The sequence below is a fragment of the Streptomyces sp. P3 genome (assembly GCF_003032475.1).
GTDB lineage: Bacteria > Actinomycetota > Actinomycetes > Streptomycetales > Streptomycetaceae > Streptomyces.
On record NZ_CP028369.1, the window covers coordinates 7429111 to 7443076 of the forward strand.

Below are 13966 nucleotides of genomic sequence, written 5' to 3' on the forward strand. Positions count from 1 at the left end.
CGCCCCGACAATCATCGGCATGGCCACCACCCGACACTCACCGCAAGAAACCCGGAGGTTCCTGTGACCGGCGAGCGGCCCGCACGGCCGATGACCATCGGCGAACTGTCCCGGCGCACCCACGTGACTGTCAAGGCACTGCGCGCCTACACCGACTGGGGCCTGATCTACACTGCGGGCCGCAGCCCGGCCAACTACCGCCTGTACGACTCCGACGCCCTGTGGTGCGTACGGCTGATCGGCGAACTGCGCAGCCTCGGCCTCACCCTGGCCGAGATCCGCGACCTCCTCAGCACCTACGCGGAAACCGGCGACCGGGCCCTCGGCCCCTCGCTGGCCGAACGCCTGCGCACCGCCCGGGCGCGCATCGAGACCAGGATCGCGGACCTGGAGAAGACACGGCGCCGCATCGACGCCTTCGAAGCCGCCCACCAGGCCGAACTCGCCGAAGGCAGCGGAACCGGCCTGTGGGCGGATGATCCGAGGCAGTGCGCCCAGTGCACTTGACTCTGTCCCCGGGGGCAGACCCTACGGTCGACCAGGCACCCCCTCCGGACGCGCGGCGGCCGACCGCCCGCCACCTTCGCAAAGCGACGACAAGGAATCCCGACCATGGACACCTCCGCCCAGAAGCTCGCCGACCGCCTGACCGCCGCCCTGGGCGGCGGCGAAAACGTCACCGGCCAGCCCTGGCTGTGGCGCCCGCTGCTCCAGCTCCTGGCCACCGGCCGGCCCGTCACCACCGGCCAGCTCGCCACCGCCACCAGCCACACCGAAGACGACGTCCGCCACGCCCTGGCCGCCATGCCCGACACCGAATACGACGAGACCGGCCGCATCATCGGCAGCGGCCTGACCCAGCGCCCCACCCCCCACCGCTTCGAAGTCGACGGCAAGCAGCTGTACACCTGGTGTGCCCTGGACACCCTCGTCTTCCCAGCCGTCCTCGGCCGCACCGCCCACGTCGAATCCCCCTGCCACGCCACCGGCACCCCGATCAGGCTCACCGCAGCCCCCGACGGCGTTACCGGCCTCACCCCGGCCGACGCCGTCGTCTCGATCGTCACCCCCGACGACCTGACCTCCGTACGCTCGGCCTTCTGCAACCACGTCCACTTCTTCGCCAACCCAGCCGCCGCCCAGGACTGGCTCACCGACCACCCCGGCATGACCGTCCTGCCCGTCGCCGACGCCTACCAGCTCGGCCGCCCCCTCACCCAAAACCTCCTCGACGGGACGACCCCGGAGTCCTGCTGCTGAATCGCGCCCAGCCTTGACCTTCTACCCTGCTGGAAGGTCAAGGCTGGAAACATGAGCATCAGCACCCTCGCCACGGTCACCGGCCTGACCGCCAAGACCATTCGCTACTGCGAGCAGAGCGGACTGCTGCCCGCACCGCCCCGGACTGCGGGCGGTTACCGCGACTACCCGCCCGAGGCCCAGCCCCGGCTCACCTTCATCCGCGACGCCCAAGCCGCCGGACTCACCCTCGCCGAGATCCGCGGCGTACTCGCCCTGCGCGACAGCGGCCAAGCCCCCTGTCCCCACGCCGCCGCACTCATCGAGGCCCACCTGCGCCACATCGACGAACGCATCACCGCCCTCGCCCGCACCCAAGCCGCGCTACGCCAACTCACAGCCCGAGGCGCCTGATCGACCCCAGGCGCGCCTCGGAATCCGCTACAGTGTGGCGTTCGTCACGAGGAGTGCTGGAGATAGCGACACGGTGAACCGTTCGAATGCGACACCGGCCAGGTCTTCGTCCCCCATGTAAAGCGACACGACCTGCGGGGGACACAGTGTCTGCGGAAACAAACCTGCTGCGCGAGCTGCACTGGAGCCCGACAGCCCTCGGCATCGTCATGGGCGCCGGCGGTGCCGGCGGCATCCTCGGCGCCCTGGTCTGGCAGCCCCTGGAACGACGCTGGGGCCCAGGCCCGGTGATGCTCGGAGCGCTCTCCCTCAACCCACTCGCCCAAATCCCTCTGGTTCTCGTCGGACCCGGACTTGGCGGGCAGATCGCCATCGGCATCGGCATGGTCATCCAAACCGGCGCTGCGGTGTGCCACGGCGGACTCCAGAGGGCGGTCCGCCAGGAACTCGCCCCCGACGAACTCCAAGGACGGGCCCAGGCCACCGGAGCGTGGCTCGCCTTCAGCCTGCGACCCTTCGCCGCCCTCGCCGCTGGCGGCCTCGGCACGTGGCTAGGGCTGCACCTCACCCTCACGCTCATCACCGTGGCCCTGGTCATCCCGTTCCTTGTGCTCTGGAACTCACCCGTGCGGGACATGAGGACGGTCGCCCCCGCTGCCCTGACTGTTACCGAGGAGCCCGCGAATCCGTGACGATCAACAACCCGGCCACGTACTGGGATCCGCTGTGGACATCAGGGCGCCGCTACCGCCGCCTCAGTCTCGAAGAGCAGCAGCTGACCGGCCAGTTCCTCGGCGCCGGCCACGGCCGGCCCGCGCTCGACGTCGGCTGCGGCGACGGTGTCCTTGCCCGGTATCTACATGGTGACCTGGGATTCCGCACCACAGCGATCGACTGTTCCTCCGCCGCGCTGAAGATCGCCCAGGCCGAGCAGGACACGTCCGACGGTCCGCATTTTCAGCGGCTGGACTTCGAGACCGAGGACATCCGAGCGTTGCCGGAGGCGGCCTACGCCGCCGTCACCTGCCGCTTGGTGTTCGCCTTCATCAAGGACAAGGCGGCCTTCCTCGCCCGCGTCCGATACCTTCTCCCACCCGGCGGGACGTTCTGGGTCGTCACCCCGCTCGCTGAACGCCTCCCGGACGAACGGAAGTCCATCGGGATCAGCCCGCAGCACGCCGAATTGCTGACCGCGTCCTGGTCCTCGGTCCACAGCGAAGATCTGGACACGCTGCGCTGCTACGCGTTGCGCCCCTGACCCGGTCACCGGTCTCTGGTCCCGGAGCTCTGTTGTCCACTCAGGTCAGGACTTCCCGCAGGAGGGTCAACAAGCCCTCCGTGTCGGTCAGATCAGGGACGACGGCGTCGGCCCCAGCAGCGTGGAGTTCTGCCACCGAGTGGATCCCGGAGGCGACGGCGATGCAGTGTGCCTGGGCGTCATGCGCGGCGCGCACATCGCGGGGCGTGTCCCCGATCAGGACGGTCGGCGAGACGAGTGGGATGCCGTAGGCGGCATGGATACGGGCACGGGCGGCGTCGACGAGACGCGCTCGATCGTTGCTGTCCTCGCCGTACCCGCCAACAGCCATGTCGAGCAGGCCATCAAGCCCGAACGCCCGCAGCTTGACGTGGGCATTGGCCGAAATGTTGCCGGTGAGGACCGAGGAACAGATAGTTGGGTCCGCCGCGAGTGCCTTCAACGCGTCCTCGACACCGGGCAGGGCATGACCTCGCCGTCGCAGATCTTCCTCGCTGCAGCGGCCGGCTTCCTCCAGTGCCTGCTGCGCCCGCTCCCAGTCAGGATCCGGCAGACCGTGCCGGATGAACATCTCGCGCATGATCGCCCGGTCCGTACGTCCCTCCGTTGGAGCAGGCAATTCGGCCGCACGCCCAGCTAGTGCCTTGAAGGCGCTGGCGTAGATCTCCTTGCTCACACCGGAGTTTTCTACAAGGGTGTGGTCCACGTCCCACAACACAATTCGCTGCACGGGACCAGGGTAGGCAGCGTGAACTACCTGTTAAAAGTGGCCTTGTGGGACGTCCTGGCGTCCCGCAAGATCTTGCCGCGTCCCAGGACGTCCTGCGAGGATGCGATGGTGAACGAGCGGTTGCGTACGGTGATGCTTCAGCGGCAGATCACTCCAGAGGAGCTCGCGGCCTCGTGCCAAGTTGATGTCAAGACGGTGGAGCGCTGGATCAGCATCGGCCGGCAGCCGCTCCGGCGGCACCAATGGGCGGTTGCGAAGCATCTCGGTGTGGACATGTCGTACCTGTGGCCGCCTGAGGAGGACGAGGCGCAGGGGCAGCCGGCCGAGCAGACTGAACTGGTCGCTGCCTTTCCGAACCGCGCGAGCTTCCCGCAGAAGTCCTGGGTCCGTCTCCTGAAGACCGCTCAGGAGCACATCGACGTACTGGTGTTCAGCGGCACGTTCTTCGCGCAGACCAACCCGCGCGTTGCGGCGATGCTTGCCGAGCGCGCCGACGCCGGAGTGCAGGTCCGCCTCTGTTTCGGTGACCCATTGGGCAAGGCGGTCGCCGTCAGGGACGAGGAAGAAGGCATCGGCGGCACCCTCTCAGCAAAGATCAGGGCGTCCCTCACCTACTACCGCAAGCTGATCGGCACGCCTGGGTGTGAGGTGCGCCTCCACGATACGACCCTCTACAACAGCTTCTTCCGCTTCGATGATGTGCTCCTGGTCAATCCGCACGTCTGGGGGCAGCCCGCCAGCGCAAACCCCCTGTTCGAGCTGCGGCGCCTGGAGGAAGACGGCTGGTTCGACCACTACACCGGCAGCTTCGACGCGGTCTGGGAGACTGCAAAGCCCTGGTCACCCGAGTCCATGTGAGGAGCACGGCCCGCGATGGGACGTACGGAGTACTGGTACGACGAGAACGCACCCAAGCCGAACACGTTGATCCCGGCGTGCAACATGCTGGTAGTCCGGGAGGCGGACGGGGCGATCCTCCTGCAGCGGCGTCGCGACACGGGGCAGTGGGCTCTGCCCGGGGGAGCCATGGACATAGGGGAATCCCCGTCGCAGTGCGCAGTCCGGGAATGCAAGGAAGAGACCGGAATCGACGCCGAACCCACCGGGCTCCTCGGCGTGTACTCGGTCCCTGAGCATGTGGTGGCCTACACGGACGGGGAGATCCGGCAGGCGTACGAGGTCACCGTGATCGGCCGGCCGGTCGGAGGCGAGCCCACGATCAACGACGAGGCCGATGGCGTCCGCTGGATCCTGCCCGGCGAACTGGACTCCTACGACATCCACCACTCCATGCGGAAGCAGATCGCCCACTACCTGCACGGGATGTTCCCTCACGTCGACTGAGCACCGTGCCCTCCCTTACCGCTCTGCCAAGATCAGCCGGGCTTCGACTCTGTGTACAGCAGCTCGCAGATCCTCATCGGCTCGGCGGATGAATCGGCCGACGACGCTGTCGTGGTCATACCGAGTGAGGATCTCCGCCAGCCGGGCATCCACAGTGGTGGGGGTACCGTCCGGGGTGGTGGTCATATCGCAGTACATGAGAGCATCCACCAGCCCGGCGTGGTCGAGGATCGGGAACTCGTCCTCCAGCTCTTCCCGCAGCCCGCGCTCTTCCGCCTCCAACAGCGCGTACGAGTGGTTGGCGACCAGCCGTACCAGGCGCTCGTCCGCGGCCGAACGGTCGCGCAGGTAGCGGGCGCCGTCCAGCGGATGGAACCCCGTCGTGGCGAGCGACGGCGTGTAACCAATGTCGTGCAGCATCGCCGCGGCCCACAGGAGTTCCGCATCGTCGCCCAGGATCCCTGCCAGGGACTGGGCCCTTGCGGCAACGCCCTGAGAGTGTGCCCAGCGCCGAGGCAGGGGCTCCGCGAGGAGGGACCTGGCCAGGTCGCGGGCCCAAACGGTGAGATCCATGCTCGGCAGACTATGACGTAGGGCGCGGGGGCCGAGCGGTGATCGGCCGGACGTCCCAGGACGTCTACCGTTCTGATCCCCCGCCGGGCGGACGTCAGGTCGGGAAGGGCCGTCGAGCCGTCCGGCTGACCGTGCGGCGCCCCACGCGTGTTCGGCCCGGGCCTGGCACGGCCGATAGGGTGTCCGGGCCCGGCCGCCGTCCCGGTGACGGGCCCGCGTCCGGTGAGAGGACCCCGCAGTGAGCCAGCACCGTTCCGCCCGTGCGGCGGTGTTCTCGGCCGGGTCCTGGGGTACCGCAGTCGCCAAGATCCTGGCCGACGCCGGTACCGACGTCTCCGTGCACGCCCGCAGAGACGAGATCGCCGACGCGATCAACACGGTTCACCGCAACCCCGGCTACTTCCCGGACGTAGAGCTGCCCGCCTCCCTGACGGCTACGACCGATCCGGCCGCCGCGCTTCGCGGCGCGGACTACCTTGTGCTGTCCATCCCCGCGCAGTCCCTGCGGACCAACCTCGCCGCGTGGACGCCGCACATCGGGCCCGACACCGTGATCGTGTCGCTGATGAAGGGCATCGAACTGGGCACCGGGGAACGGGCGAGCCAGGTCATCACCGAGGTGACCGGCGTGAACGCGAACCGGGTCGCAGTGCTGTCGGGCCCGAACCTCGCCCGCGAGATCATGGACGGCCAGCCCGCCGCTGCCACCGTCGCCTGCCCCGACGAGGACGCCGCCCGTCGCTTCCAGCAGGTATGCCACACCACCTACTTCCGGCCCTACACCAGCACCGACGTGACCGGCTGCGAGCTGGGCGGCGCCGTGAAGAACGTCATCGCCCTGGCGGTCGGCATCGCCTCAGGCATGGGCCTGGGCGACAACGCCTCGGCGATGCTCATCACGCGCGGGCTGGCAGAGACCACCCGGCTTGCTGTGGCCATGGGCGCCCACCCGGCCACCCTCGCCGGTCTGGCCGGCCTCGGCGACCTAGTGGCCACCTGCTCGTCTCCGCTTTCCCGTAACCGCACCTTCGGCACCCACCTCGGCCATGGCCTAAGCGTCGAACAGGCGACGGCCGCCACCCGGCAGACCACCGAAGGCGTCAAATCCGCCGAGGCGGTTCTCGCCCTCGCTCATGCCCACGGCGTTGAGATGCCGATCACGGAAGTGATCTCTGCCCTGCTGCACGAGAAGGTCACCCTCGACGAGGCCGCCGCCGCGCTGATGCAGCGGCCCTCCAAGCCCGAGCGCTGACCCCCGGTGCCCGGTCACGGGGCCGTCCTCATCACTTTGCCCATTACCTTCGTTGTAGAGCCCGGTTCGGGCTCGTGGCCTTCGGGGCCGGTATGACTCGTTGCCCCTGTCCTTGATGATCCGGGGGTGCTGTCGCCGGTCCTGACGGCGCCGGATGGTCGCTGATGGAAGCGTGTCCGCCGACAGGCAGGGCTGCGTGATGTGGCTGTCGATCTCCGGTGCCCGGGCGGGCCAGATGGTGACTCCGGGGAGGGACAGCCCGGTGACCAGCAACGACTTCACCTCGATCGATGTGTTCTGAGCCCTGGACGTGGGCAAGTCCGCCCATCACGGCACGGCCCTGCTGGCCGACGGCCGTACCGTCTTCGACAAGCCGCTGCCCGACGGCGGGCCCCAGCTGCGGGAGCTGTTCGCCCGCCTGGGACGGCGGGGGAAAGTCCTGGTCGTGGTCGACCAGCCTGCGTCCGTGGGGACCTTGGCGGTGGCCGTGGCGCGCGCCAGCGGATGCGAGGTGGCCTACCTGCCCGGCCTGTCCATGCGCCGCCTGGCCGACTGCCATCCCGGCACCGGCAAGACCGACGCCCGCGACGCCTACGTCATCGCCGATGCCGCCCGCACCATGCCCCACCTGCTGCACAGCATCGACCCCGCCGAGGGCGTGCGGGCCGAACTGACCATGGTCTGGGCTACGACGACGACCTCGCCCAGGACGCCACCCGCACCTCCAACCGGCTGCGCGGCCTGCTCACCTCGATCCATCCGGCCCTGGAACGTTTCCTGGGACCGCGGCTGCGTCACCCGGCGGTCCTGGCCCTGCTGCAGACCTTCGGCTCCCCGGTCCAACTCGCCCAAGTCCGCACCGAGGAGCTCATCGAGGTCATGACCGACGCCGCCCCACGGATGCGGAACCCGCGGGAGCTGGCCGGACAGATCCATGCCGCCCTGGCCGAGCAGACCGTCCAGGTCCCCGGCACCGGCTCGGCCGGCGAGATCATCTCCGGTCTGGCCGAGTCCCTCGCCGTGCTCCTCAAGCGCCGCGAGATCCTGGAGACCTGCATGACGGCCCTGCTTCAGGCCCACCCTCTCGCGAAGGTCCTGACCTCCATGCCCGGGGTCGCGGTCAGGACCGGCGCCCGCATCCTGGCCGAGGTCGGCGACGCTAGCGCGTTCCCCACCGCCGCCCACCTGGCCTCCTACGCGGGACTGACCCCCACCACACGTCGTTCGGGAACCTCCATCCGCGGCGAAGGACCGCCCCGCAGCGGCAACAAGACACTCAAACGGGCCCTGTTCCTGGCCTCGTTCGCCTCGCTGAGCAGCCCCGAATCGCGGGCCTACTACGTCAAGAAACGGGTGGAGAACAAGCGCCACAACGCCGCCCTCATCTGCCTCACCCGCCGCCGCGTCGACGTCCTGCAAGCCATGCTCAAACACCGCACCCCCTACCAGCCCGGGCACGAACAAGCAGCCTGACCAAGCCCGCAGAGCTTGACCGAACAGATAGAAGCACCCCCCACCCGGAGGCACCTGCCTATGCACGTGTCCGCTATCCAGACCGCCGTCGCCGCTGCCCCCAACCTCTCGTCCGCAGCTATGTGATCGCGGAGGTACCGGGCACCATCGAGCGGATGGAACCCGGTGGTGGCCAGCGAGGGCGTGTAGCCGATGTCGTGCAGCATCGCTGCCGCCCGGAGCTGTTCTACATCCCTGCCCAAGATCCCTCCGAGCGACTGAGCATTGGCGGCAGGGTGGTGATCAGTCAACTTCCCAGGAAGTCTGGCGCGCGTTCCACTCGGCGTGCCGGAGGACGCCTGGTACGGCTTCAGCTCATGGCAGACGAGAAAGAGCCCCAAGGGACTGGAACCTGCTCCGGGACCATGTCAACGTACAACGGTCCGGGAAAACACCAGGTCAGCAAGGAGTTTCGGGCTTCCGGGCCGACAACAGACAGGTCGGCCATGGCGGCAGCCGGTACCTCAGCTCATACTGCTCGGCCTCCTCGCCGAGGCCCCGATCCAAGGAGTGCCACCTGCGGAATGCCCCTCTCCGAGCCGCTCCTTATCACCGCTCCTCACCGCTTGGCGCCCGGAACGCATGGCCCGCTCAGGAGCGAGAGGACTACGCCGCCATCTCCACGGCGCTATCTCTCTGCGTCCGTACGGCCGGGCTGTTCGGCGAGGATTGCAACAACGCGGCTACCACCGGGACCGAGAAATCCTCGCGCACATGGCGGCACAACCCGAGCCAATCCGAAACGTCGCCCGGGTTGCAGGTGCTCCTGAACACCTCGTGGCAGGCGAAACTGCCGGCTCACCGCTACGAGCCCCCGGCGCTCGTAACGGACGGCGCGACGCCCGCTCTCCGGCCGTACTGGCTGGTCTCCTGAGCTACGTCTACGAACCCCTGCGCGCGCCCGCAACATAGACCACGATCGTCGGTTAGCCAAACCGGCGATCCTGACGACCATTGAGGGCGTTCGCATGCGGCTGCGCTTGGCGGTGGAGCAGTAGCGGATGCAGTAAGTGGCGCCGCAAACCCGTAGAGAACGGCACCGTCTGCTGGTGCCTTGATGGCCGCGGCGTCGCTTCCCTGAAGCGTTGCGGCCCTCCGCCAATGTGGAATTTTCATGGCCTAAGGAGAGTGAGTAACCCTGTCCGATCCGATCAAGAAGTTGCCACCGAACGCGAAGGGGCAGATCCGGTACCGGTTCGTGGTCGATGTGGGCATCGACCACGCCACCGGGAAGCGCAAGCAGATAACTCGTACATTCGGCACGCTGAAGGAAGCGAAGGCCGAGTATGCCCGCATCACCAACCGTCGCCAGGAAGGCACGCTCGCACCGCCGAATAAGGTCACCTTGAATGAATGGCTCGACCAGTGGCTGGCCATGAAGGCTGACGACTTGGAAGAAACCACTATTTACAACTACCGCATCACCCTGGACCGGGTACGGGGGAAATTGGGCCACATCCGTCTTCAGGAGCTTACTGAAGAGGACGTAGAAGGGTGGATGCACTGGGCTCTGAAGCACGGGCGCGTACGCGGTGGAAGGGCCGGAACTCCGCTCGGAGTGACGAGCGTGGACATGAGCCTTGCTCGGCTGAAGGACGCTCTCAACCGAGCCGTGACGCGTCGGCTGGTGACCATGAACGTGGCCCAGCACGTGACCATTCCGCGAAGGGCGCGAAAGGAAGAACGGAAGAAGAAAGAGGAGGTGAAGCCCTGGAACGTCCAGGAGGTTCAGAGATTCGTTCAGGGCGTCAAGGGGGAACGGCTCTACGCTCCGCTCCTGCTGTCCCTCATTGGTCTACGTCCGGCTGAAGTCTGTGGGCTCCGGTGGGAAGACGTCGACCTGGACAATGCCACGATCATCATAGCCAATACGCGGACCATGATGGGCAATCGCTACGTCGTGGAGAAGGACACCAAGTCTCTGGCCGGTGAACGGGAACTCCCGTTGCCGGCTCCGGTGCTGGCTGCGCTCAGGTCGTTCAAGGCCCTCCAGGCCAAGGAGAAGCTGGCTCTGGGTGAGGCATACGCAGAGTCCGGCTACGTCCTGGTGCACGAGACCGGAGAAGCCTTCACCATCAAGCAGCTCCGCCGACGCGCGTACCGGCTCATGGTGATCCTTGGTCTCCGCCGAGTTCGTCTTTATGACGCTCGTTCGTCGTGCCTCACGTACCTGGCCAACAACGGCGTGCCGGATCACATCCTTGCGCGGTGGGCTGGACACACGAATGTGAGGACCACCAAAAAGTGGTACGTGAAGCCCGACGTAGAGGATCTTCGCGAAGCCGCCACCACGTGGGATGGCCTGCACGGTGCTGCGACTGAGGGGCAAGCCTGAGTCAGGCGGCCCACCGACCGAGCGACCTGCCCAGCCGTATGGCAGCCAAGATCGAGGTGGACCCGGAGACCGGCTGCTGGCTGTGGACCGGTAGCTGCAACGGGAAGGGGCAGTCAGGCTACGGCCAAGTCTCCTACGAGGGAAAGACACAGCTTGTCCACCGTGTGGTGTTCAGGTTGTTGGTCGGTGAGATTCCGGAGGGCTTCCAGGTGCGTCATGCCGATCCTTGGGGACGGCACTTTACGCTTTGCTGCAACCGGGACCACCTGGAAGCCGTGCCGAAGAAGGAAGCTCTGCGGCGCAGGGACTGGGAGCGCGCGCGAGCCAGGAGGACGCACTGTCCCCACGGCCACGCGTACACGCCAGAGAACTCGTATCTGGATCCCCGAGGGTTTCGGCAGTGCCGGACGTGCTGCGCCGAGAGGGTAAGGAGCCGCCGGGTTCCCATGACCGTGTGAGATTTCGTGAGACGTGAGAGGGTCTGGGGCGTGAGTGAGACACCACCGAACCCCCTGCAATACCGCTTTGACGGGCCAGAAGACGCTCCGGTCCTGATCTTGGGTCCCTCACTGGGTACCACATGGCACATGTGGGACCGTCAGGTTCCCGAGCTGGCCCAGCAGTGGCGGGTGTTCCGCTTCGACCTGCCGGGCCACGGCGGCGCACCCGCCCACCCGGCGGGCTCGGTCTCGGACCTCGCCGAACGGCTGCTCGTCACGCTGGACAGGCTCGGGGTGCAGCGCTTCGGCTACGCGGGCTGCGCCTTCGGCGGCGCGGTCGGCGTGGAGCTGGCGCTGCGCCACCCCGAGCGCGTCGCCTCGCTCGCGCTGATCGCCGCGTCGCCCCGGTTCGGCACGGCCGACGAGTTCCGCCAACGCGGCGTGATCGTGCGCACCAACGGCCTCGACCCCATCGCCCGCACCTCGCCCGACCGCTGGTTCACCAGCGGATTCGCGGCCGCGCAGCCGGCGATCACCGAGTGGGCCGTGCAGATGGTGCGCACCACCGACCCGGGTTGCTACATAGCTGCCTGCGAGGCGCTAGCCGCGTTCGACGTACGGGCCGAGATCGGTCTCGTCGGCGTCCCGACGCTGGTCCTGGCCGGCTCGGACGACCTGGTCACCGGCCCCGCCGAGGCCCGCACCCTGGTGGCCGGCATCCCGGACGCCCGCCTCGCGGTCGTACCGGGCGCCTCGCACCTGGTGCCGGTGGAGCAGCCGGCCGCCGTCACCGACCTGCTGGTCCGCCACTTCTCCACCGCGTGGCAGCCCGTCTACGACACGGTCACCGGGCAGACGGCCGTCCCGGGCATCCCGGTCAGGGCGATGCCGACCGTGCCGTCGCAGTCCTCGCAGCCCTCGCAGTCGCCGCAGCCGGTGGCCGTCGCGGAGATCGCGCCCGCCCCGGTCCTCCAGCCGCCGCAGGTCATGGGCCGCCCCGACCCCATAGACGCCGGGCTGAAGGTGCGCCGGGAGGTCCTGGGCGACGCCCACGTGGACCGCACGCTGTCGCAGGCCGACGACTTCGCGGGGGACTTCCAGGAGTTCGTCACCCGCTACGCCTGGGGCGAGGTCTGGGACCGGCCGGGCCTCGACCGCCGCACCCGCTCCTGCGTCACGCTCACCGCGCTGGTCGCCGGCGGCCACCTCGAGGAACTCGCCGTGCACACCCGGGCCGCGCTGCGCAACGGCCTCACCCCGGACGAGATCAAGGAGGTGCTGCTCCAGGCGGCCGTGTACTGCGGTCTGCCGGCGGCGAACGGCGCGTTCAGGGTGGCGCAGCAGGTCGTCCGTGAGGAGACCACCCCCACCGAGTGAGCCCGGCGGCCGGCGCGGAGGCAGGATGGGAGGCATGACGGCACTGAAGCTCACGAAGAAGGCGCACGCGTGCGTGCGCCTGGAGAAGGACGGGCGCACGCTCGTCGTCGACCCGGGCGGGTTCAGCGAGAGCGACGCCGCGCTCGGCGCGGACGCGATCCTCGTCACCCACGAGCACCCCGACCACTTCGACGAGGGACGACTGCGCGCCGCCCTGGAGGCCGACCCGGCGGCCGAGATCTGGACCCTGAGGTCGGTGGCCGAGAAGATCTCCGCGGCCTTCCCGGGCCGCGTCCACACCGTCGGCCACGGCGACACGTTCACCGCGGCGGGCTTCGACGTCCAGGTGCACGGCGAGCTGCACGCCGTCATCCACCCGGACATCCCGCGCATCACCAACGTCGGCTATCTGATCGACGACGGCCGGGTCTTCCACCCCGGCGACGCCCTCACCGTCCCCGACCACCGGGTGCAGACGCTGATGCTTCCCGTGATGGCTCCCTGGAGCAAGATCTCCGAGGTCATCGACTACGTCCGCGAGGTGCGCCCGCAGCGCGCCTACGACGTCCACGACGCCCTGCTGACCGACCTCGCCCGTCCGATCTACGACCGCCAGATCGGCGCCCTCGGAGGTGCGGAACACCTGCGGCTGGCGCCGGGGGAGAGCGCGGCACTGTGAGTGTCGGTGGCGCCCGGTAGGTTGTGGGACATGCGTATCGCGACCTGGAACGTGAACTCGATCACCGCCCGCCTGCCGAGGCTTCTGGCGTGGCTGGAGAGCAGCGGCACCGACGTGCTGTGCCTCCAGGAGGCCAAGGTCGCCGAGGAGCAGTTCCCGTTCGAGCAGCTGCGCGAACTGGGCTACGAGGCGGCGGTCCACGCCACCGGCCGGTGGAACGGCGTGGCGGTCGTCTCCCGCGTCGGCCTGGCGGACGTCGTGAAGGGCCTGCCCGGCGATCCCGGCTACGACGGCGCGCCGGAACCGCGCGCGGTCTCGGCGACCTGCGGTCCGGTCCGCGTGTGGTCGGTGTACGTGCCGAACGGCCGCGAGGTCGACCACCCGCACTACGCGTACAAACTCCAGTGGTTCGAGGCCCTCAAGGCGGCCGTCGCGGGGGACGCGGCGGGCGGCCGGCCCTTCGCGGTGCTGGGCGACTACAACGTGGCGCCGACCGACGACGACGTGTACGACCTGGCCGCCTTCGAGGGCCTCACCCATGTCACCCCGGCCGAGCGGGCAGCCCTGGCGTCCCTGCGCGAGGCCGGGCTGTCGGACGTCGTCCCGCGCCCCCTGAAGTACGAGCACCCGTTCACGTACTGGGACTACCGTCAGCTCGCCTTCCCCAAGAACCGCGGCATGCGCATCGACCTGGTGTACGGCAACGAGCCGTTCGCCAAGGCGGTCAAGGACTCCTACGTCGACCGCGAGGAGCGCAAGGGCAAGGGCGCCTCGGACCACGCGCCGGTCGTGGTCGACCTGGAGGTGTAGGGC

General features: G+C 68.5%; 16 protein-coding genes and 2 pseudogenes. 15 read left to right on the top strand and 3 right to left on the bottom strand.

The annotated features are described in order from the left end of the window. Positions 1–63: 63 nt before the first annotated feature. The 5 genes from C6376_RS32795 (at position 64) to C6376_RS32815 (ending at position 2911) form a co-directional block, all read left to right on the top strand. Positions 64–507 carry a MerR family transcriptional regulator gene (locus C6376_RS32795; protein WP_006143057.1) on the top strand — a complete coding sequence of 148 codons (444 nt, stop codon included), beginning with the start codon at positions 64–66 and terminating at the stop codon, positions 505–507. A gap of 105 nt (positions 508–612) precedes the next feature. Further along, positions 613–1260: an organomercurial lyase MerB gene (gene merB / locus C6376_RS32800; protein ID WP_030379238.1), complete on the top strand. Its 648-nt coding sequence runs from the start codon at positions 613–615 to the stop codon at positions 1258–1260. A gap of 51 nt (positions 1261–1311) precedes the next feature. Beyond that, positions 1312–1653 (top strand): heavy metal-responsive transcriptional regulator, encoded by a 342-nt coding sequence (locus C6376_RS32805; protein ID WP_107446665.1) that lies wholly within the window; start codon positions 1312–1314, stop codon positions 1651–1653. Between the two features lie 146 nt (positions 1654–1799). After that, the gene (locus tag C6376_RS32810; RefSeq protein WP_216825638.1) at positions 1800–2345 is read left to right on the top strand and encodes a hypothetical protein; all 546 of its coding nucleotides are present in this window, start codon (positions 1800–1802) and stop codon (positions 2343–2345) included. After that, positions 2342–2911 carry a bifunctional 2-polyprenyl-6-hydroxyphenol methylase/3-demethylubiquinol 3-O-methyltransferase UbiG gene (locus C6376_RS32815; protein WP_107446666.1) on the top strand — a complete coding sequence of 190 codons (570 nt, stop codon included), beginning with the start codon at positions 2342–2344 and terminating at the stop codon, positions 2909–2911. The genes C6376_RS32810 and C6376_RS32815 overlap by 4 nt, the downstream gene beginning before the upstream one ends. 40 nt (positions 2912–2951) lie before the next feature. Here the strand turns inward: C6376_RS32815 and C6376_RS32820 are convergent, their stop codons facing one another. Beyond that, positions 2952–3641, bottom strand: coding sequence for an HAD family hydrolase (locus C6376_RS32820; protein ID WP_107446667.1), 690 nt, complete (start codon positions 3639–3641; stop codon positions 2952–2954). A 108-nt stretch (positions 3642–3749) separates the two neighbouring features. Here C6376_RS32820 and C6376_RS32825 point away from each other — a divergent pair, with 108 nt between their 5' ends. Together C6376_RS32825 and C6376_RS32830 are read left to right on the top strand one after the other, a co-directional pair. Further along, positions 3750–4499, top strand: coding sequence for a helix-turn-helix domain-containing protein (locus C6376_RS32825; RefSeq protein ID WP_107449328.1), 750 nt, complete (start codon positions 3750–3752; stop codon positions 4497–4499). 15 nt (positions 4500–4514) lie between these two features. Next, the gene (locus C6376_RS32830) at positions 4515–4985 is read left to right on the top strand and encodes an NUDIX hydrolase (protein WP_107446668.1); all 471 of its coding nucleotides are present in this window, start codon (positions 4515–4517) and stop codon (positions 4983–4985) included. Between the two features lie 15 nt (positions 4986–5000). Here the strand turns inward: C6376_RS32830 and C6376_RS32835 are convergent, their stop codons facing one another. Further along, entirely contained in the window at positions 5001–5558 is a 558-nt protein-coding gene (locus C6376_RS32835) for an HD domain-containing protein (protein ID WP_107446669.1), read from the bottom strand. Between the two features lie 238 nt (positions 5559–5796). On the opposite strand from C6376_RS32835, the gene C6376_RS32840 reads away from it, so the two are divergent. The 3 genes and pseudogenes from C6376_RS32840 (at position 5797) to C6376_RS32845 (ending at position 8283) form a co-directional block, all read left to right on the top strand. After that, positions 5797–6810: an NAD(P)H-dependent glycerol-3-phosphate dehydrogenase gene (locus C6376_RS32840; RefSeq protein ID WP_107446670.1), complete on the top strand. Its 1014-nt coding sequence runs from the start codon at positions 5797–5799 to the stop codon at positions 6808–6810. A 172-nt stretch (positions 6811–6982) separates the two neighbouring features. Beyond that, positions 6983–7111 (top strand): hypothetical protein, encoded by a 129-nt coding sequence (locus C6376_RS46250; RefSeq protein WP_301554724.1) that lies wholly within the window; start codon positions 6983–6985, stop codon positions 7109–7111. Between the two features lie 3 nt (positions 7112–7114). Then, positions 7115–8283 (top strand): annotated as a pseudogene (locus C6376_RS32845) (IS110 family transposase). 104 nt (positions 8284–8387) lie between these two features. On the opposite strand, the pseudogene C6376_RS45755 reads toward C6376_RS32845, so the two are convergent. Further along, positions 8388–8546, bottom strand: a pseudogene (locus tag C6376_RS45755) (HD domain-containing protein); the annotation flags it as partial. Between the two features lie 935 nt (positions 8547–9481). Between C6376_RS45755 and C6376_RS32855 the strand changes: the two are divergent. Genes C6376_RS32855 through C6376_RS32875 form a run of 5 tightly spaced genes read left to right on the top strand, consistent with a single transcriptional unit; the run spans position 9482 to position 13963 of the window. Then, positions 9482–10657 (top strand): tyrosine-type recombinase/integrase, encoded by a 1176-nt coding sequence (locus C6376_RS32855; protein WP_254076169.1) that lies wholly within the window; start codon positions 9482–9484, stop codon positions 10655–10657. Between the two features lie 38 nt (positions 10658–10695). After that, on the top strand, positions 10696–11115 hold the full coding sequence (locus C6376_RS46565; RefSeq protein ID WP_107446672.1) for an HNH endonuclease signature motif containing protein: 420 nt from the start codon (positions 10696–10698) through the stop codon (positions 11113–11115). 30 nt (positions 11116–11145) lie between these two features. Further along, on the top strand, positions 11146–12474 hold the full coding sequence (pcaC, locus tag C6376_RS32865; RefSeq protein ID WP_107446673.1) for a 4-carboxymuconolactone decarboxylase: 1329 nt from the start codon (positions 11146–11148) through the stop codon (positions 12472–12474). A 43-nt stretch (positions 12475–12517) separates the two neighbouring features. Continuing rightward, a complete protein-coding gene (locus C6376_RS32870) occupies positions 12518–13153 on the top strand; it encodes an MBL fold metallo-hydrolase (RefSeq protein WP_107449330.1) in 636 nt (211 codons plus the stop codon). A gap of 30 nt (positions 13154–13183) precedes the next feature. Next, positions 13184–13963, top strand: a complete 780-nt coding sequence (locus tag C6376_RS32875) for an exodeoxyribonuclease III (RefSeq protein WP_107446674.1) — start codon at positions 13184–13186, stop codon at positions 13961–13963. Positions 13964–13966: the final 3 nt, after the last annotated feature.

Coding starts and splice junctions, on each gene's coding strand:
- merB (WP_030379238.1), top strand. CDS start 613: ATGGACACCTCCGCCCAGAAGCTCGCCGACCGCCTGACCGCCGCCCTG.
- C6376_RS32805 (WP_107446665.1), top strand. CDS start 1,312: ATGAGCATCAGCACCCTCGCCACGGTCACCGGCCTGACCGCCAAGACC.
- C6376_RS32830 (WP_107446668.1), top strand. CDS start 4,515: ATGGGACGTACGGAGTACTGGTACGACGAGAACGCACCCAAGCCGAAC.
- C6376_RS32835 (WP_107446669.1), bottom strand. CDS start 5,558: ATGGATCTCACCGTTTGGGCCCGCGACCTGGCCAGGTCCCTCCTCGCG.
- C6376_RS46565 (WP_107446672.1), top strand. CDS start 10,696: ATGGCAGCCAAGATCGAGGTGGACCCGGAGACCGGCTGCTGGCTGTGG.
- C6376_RS32875 (WP_107446674.1), top strand. CDS start 13,184: ATGCGTATCGCGACCTGGAACGTGAACTCGATCACCGCCCGCCTGCCG.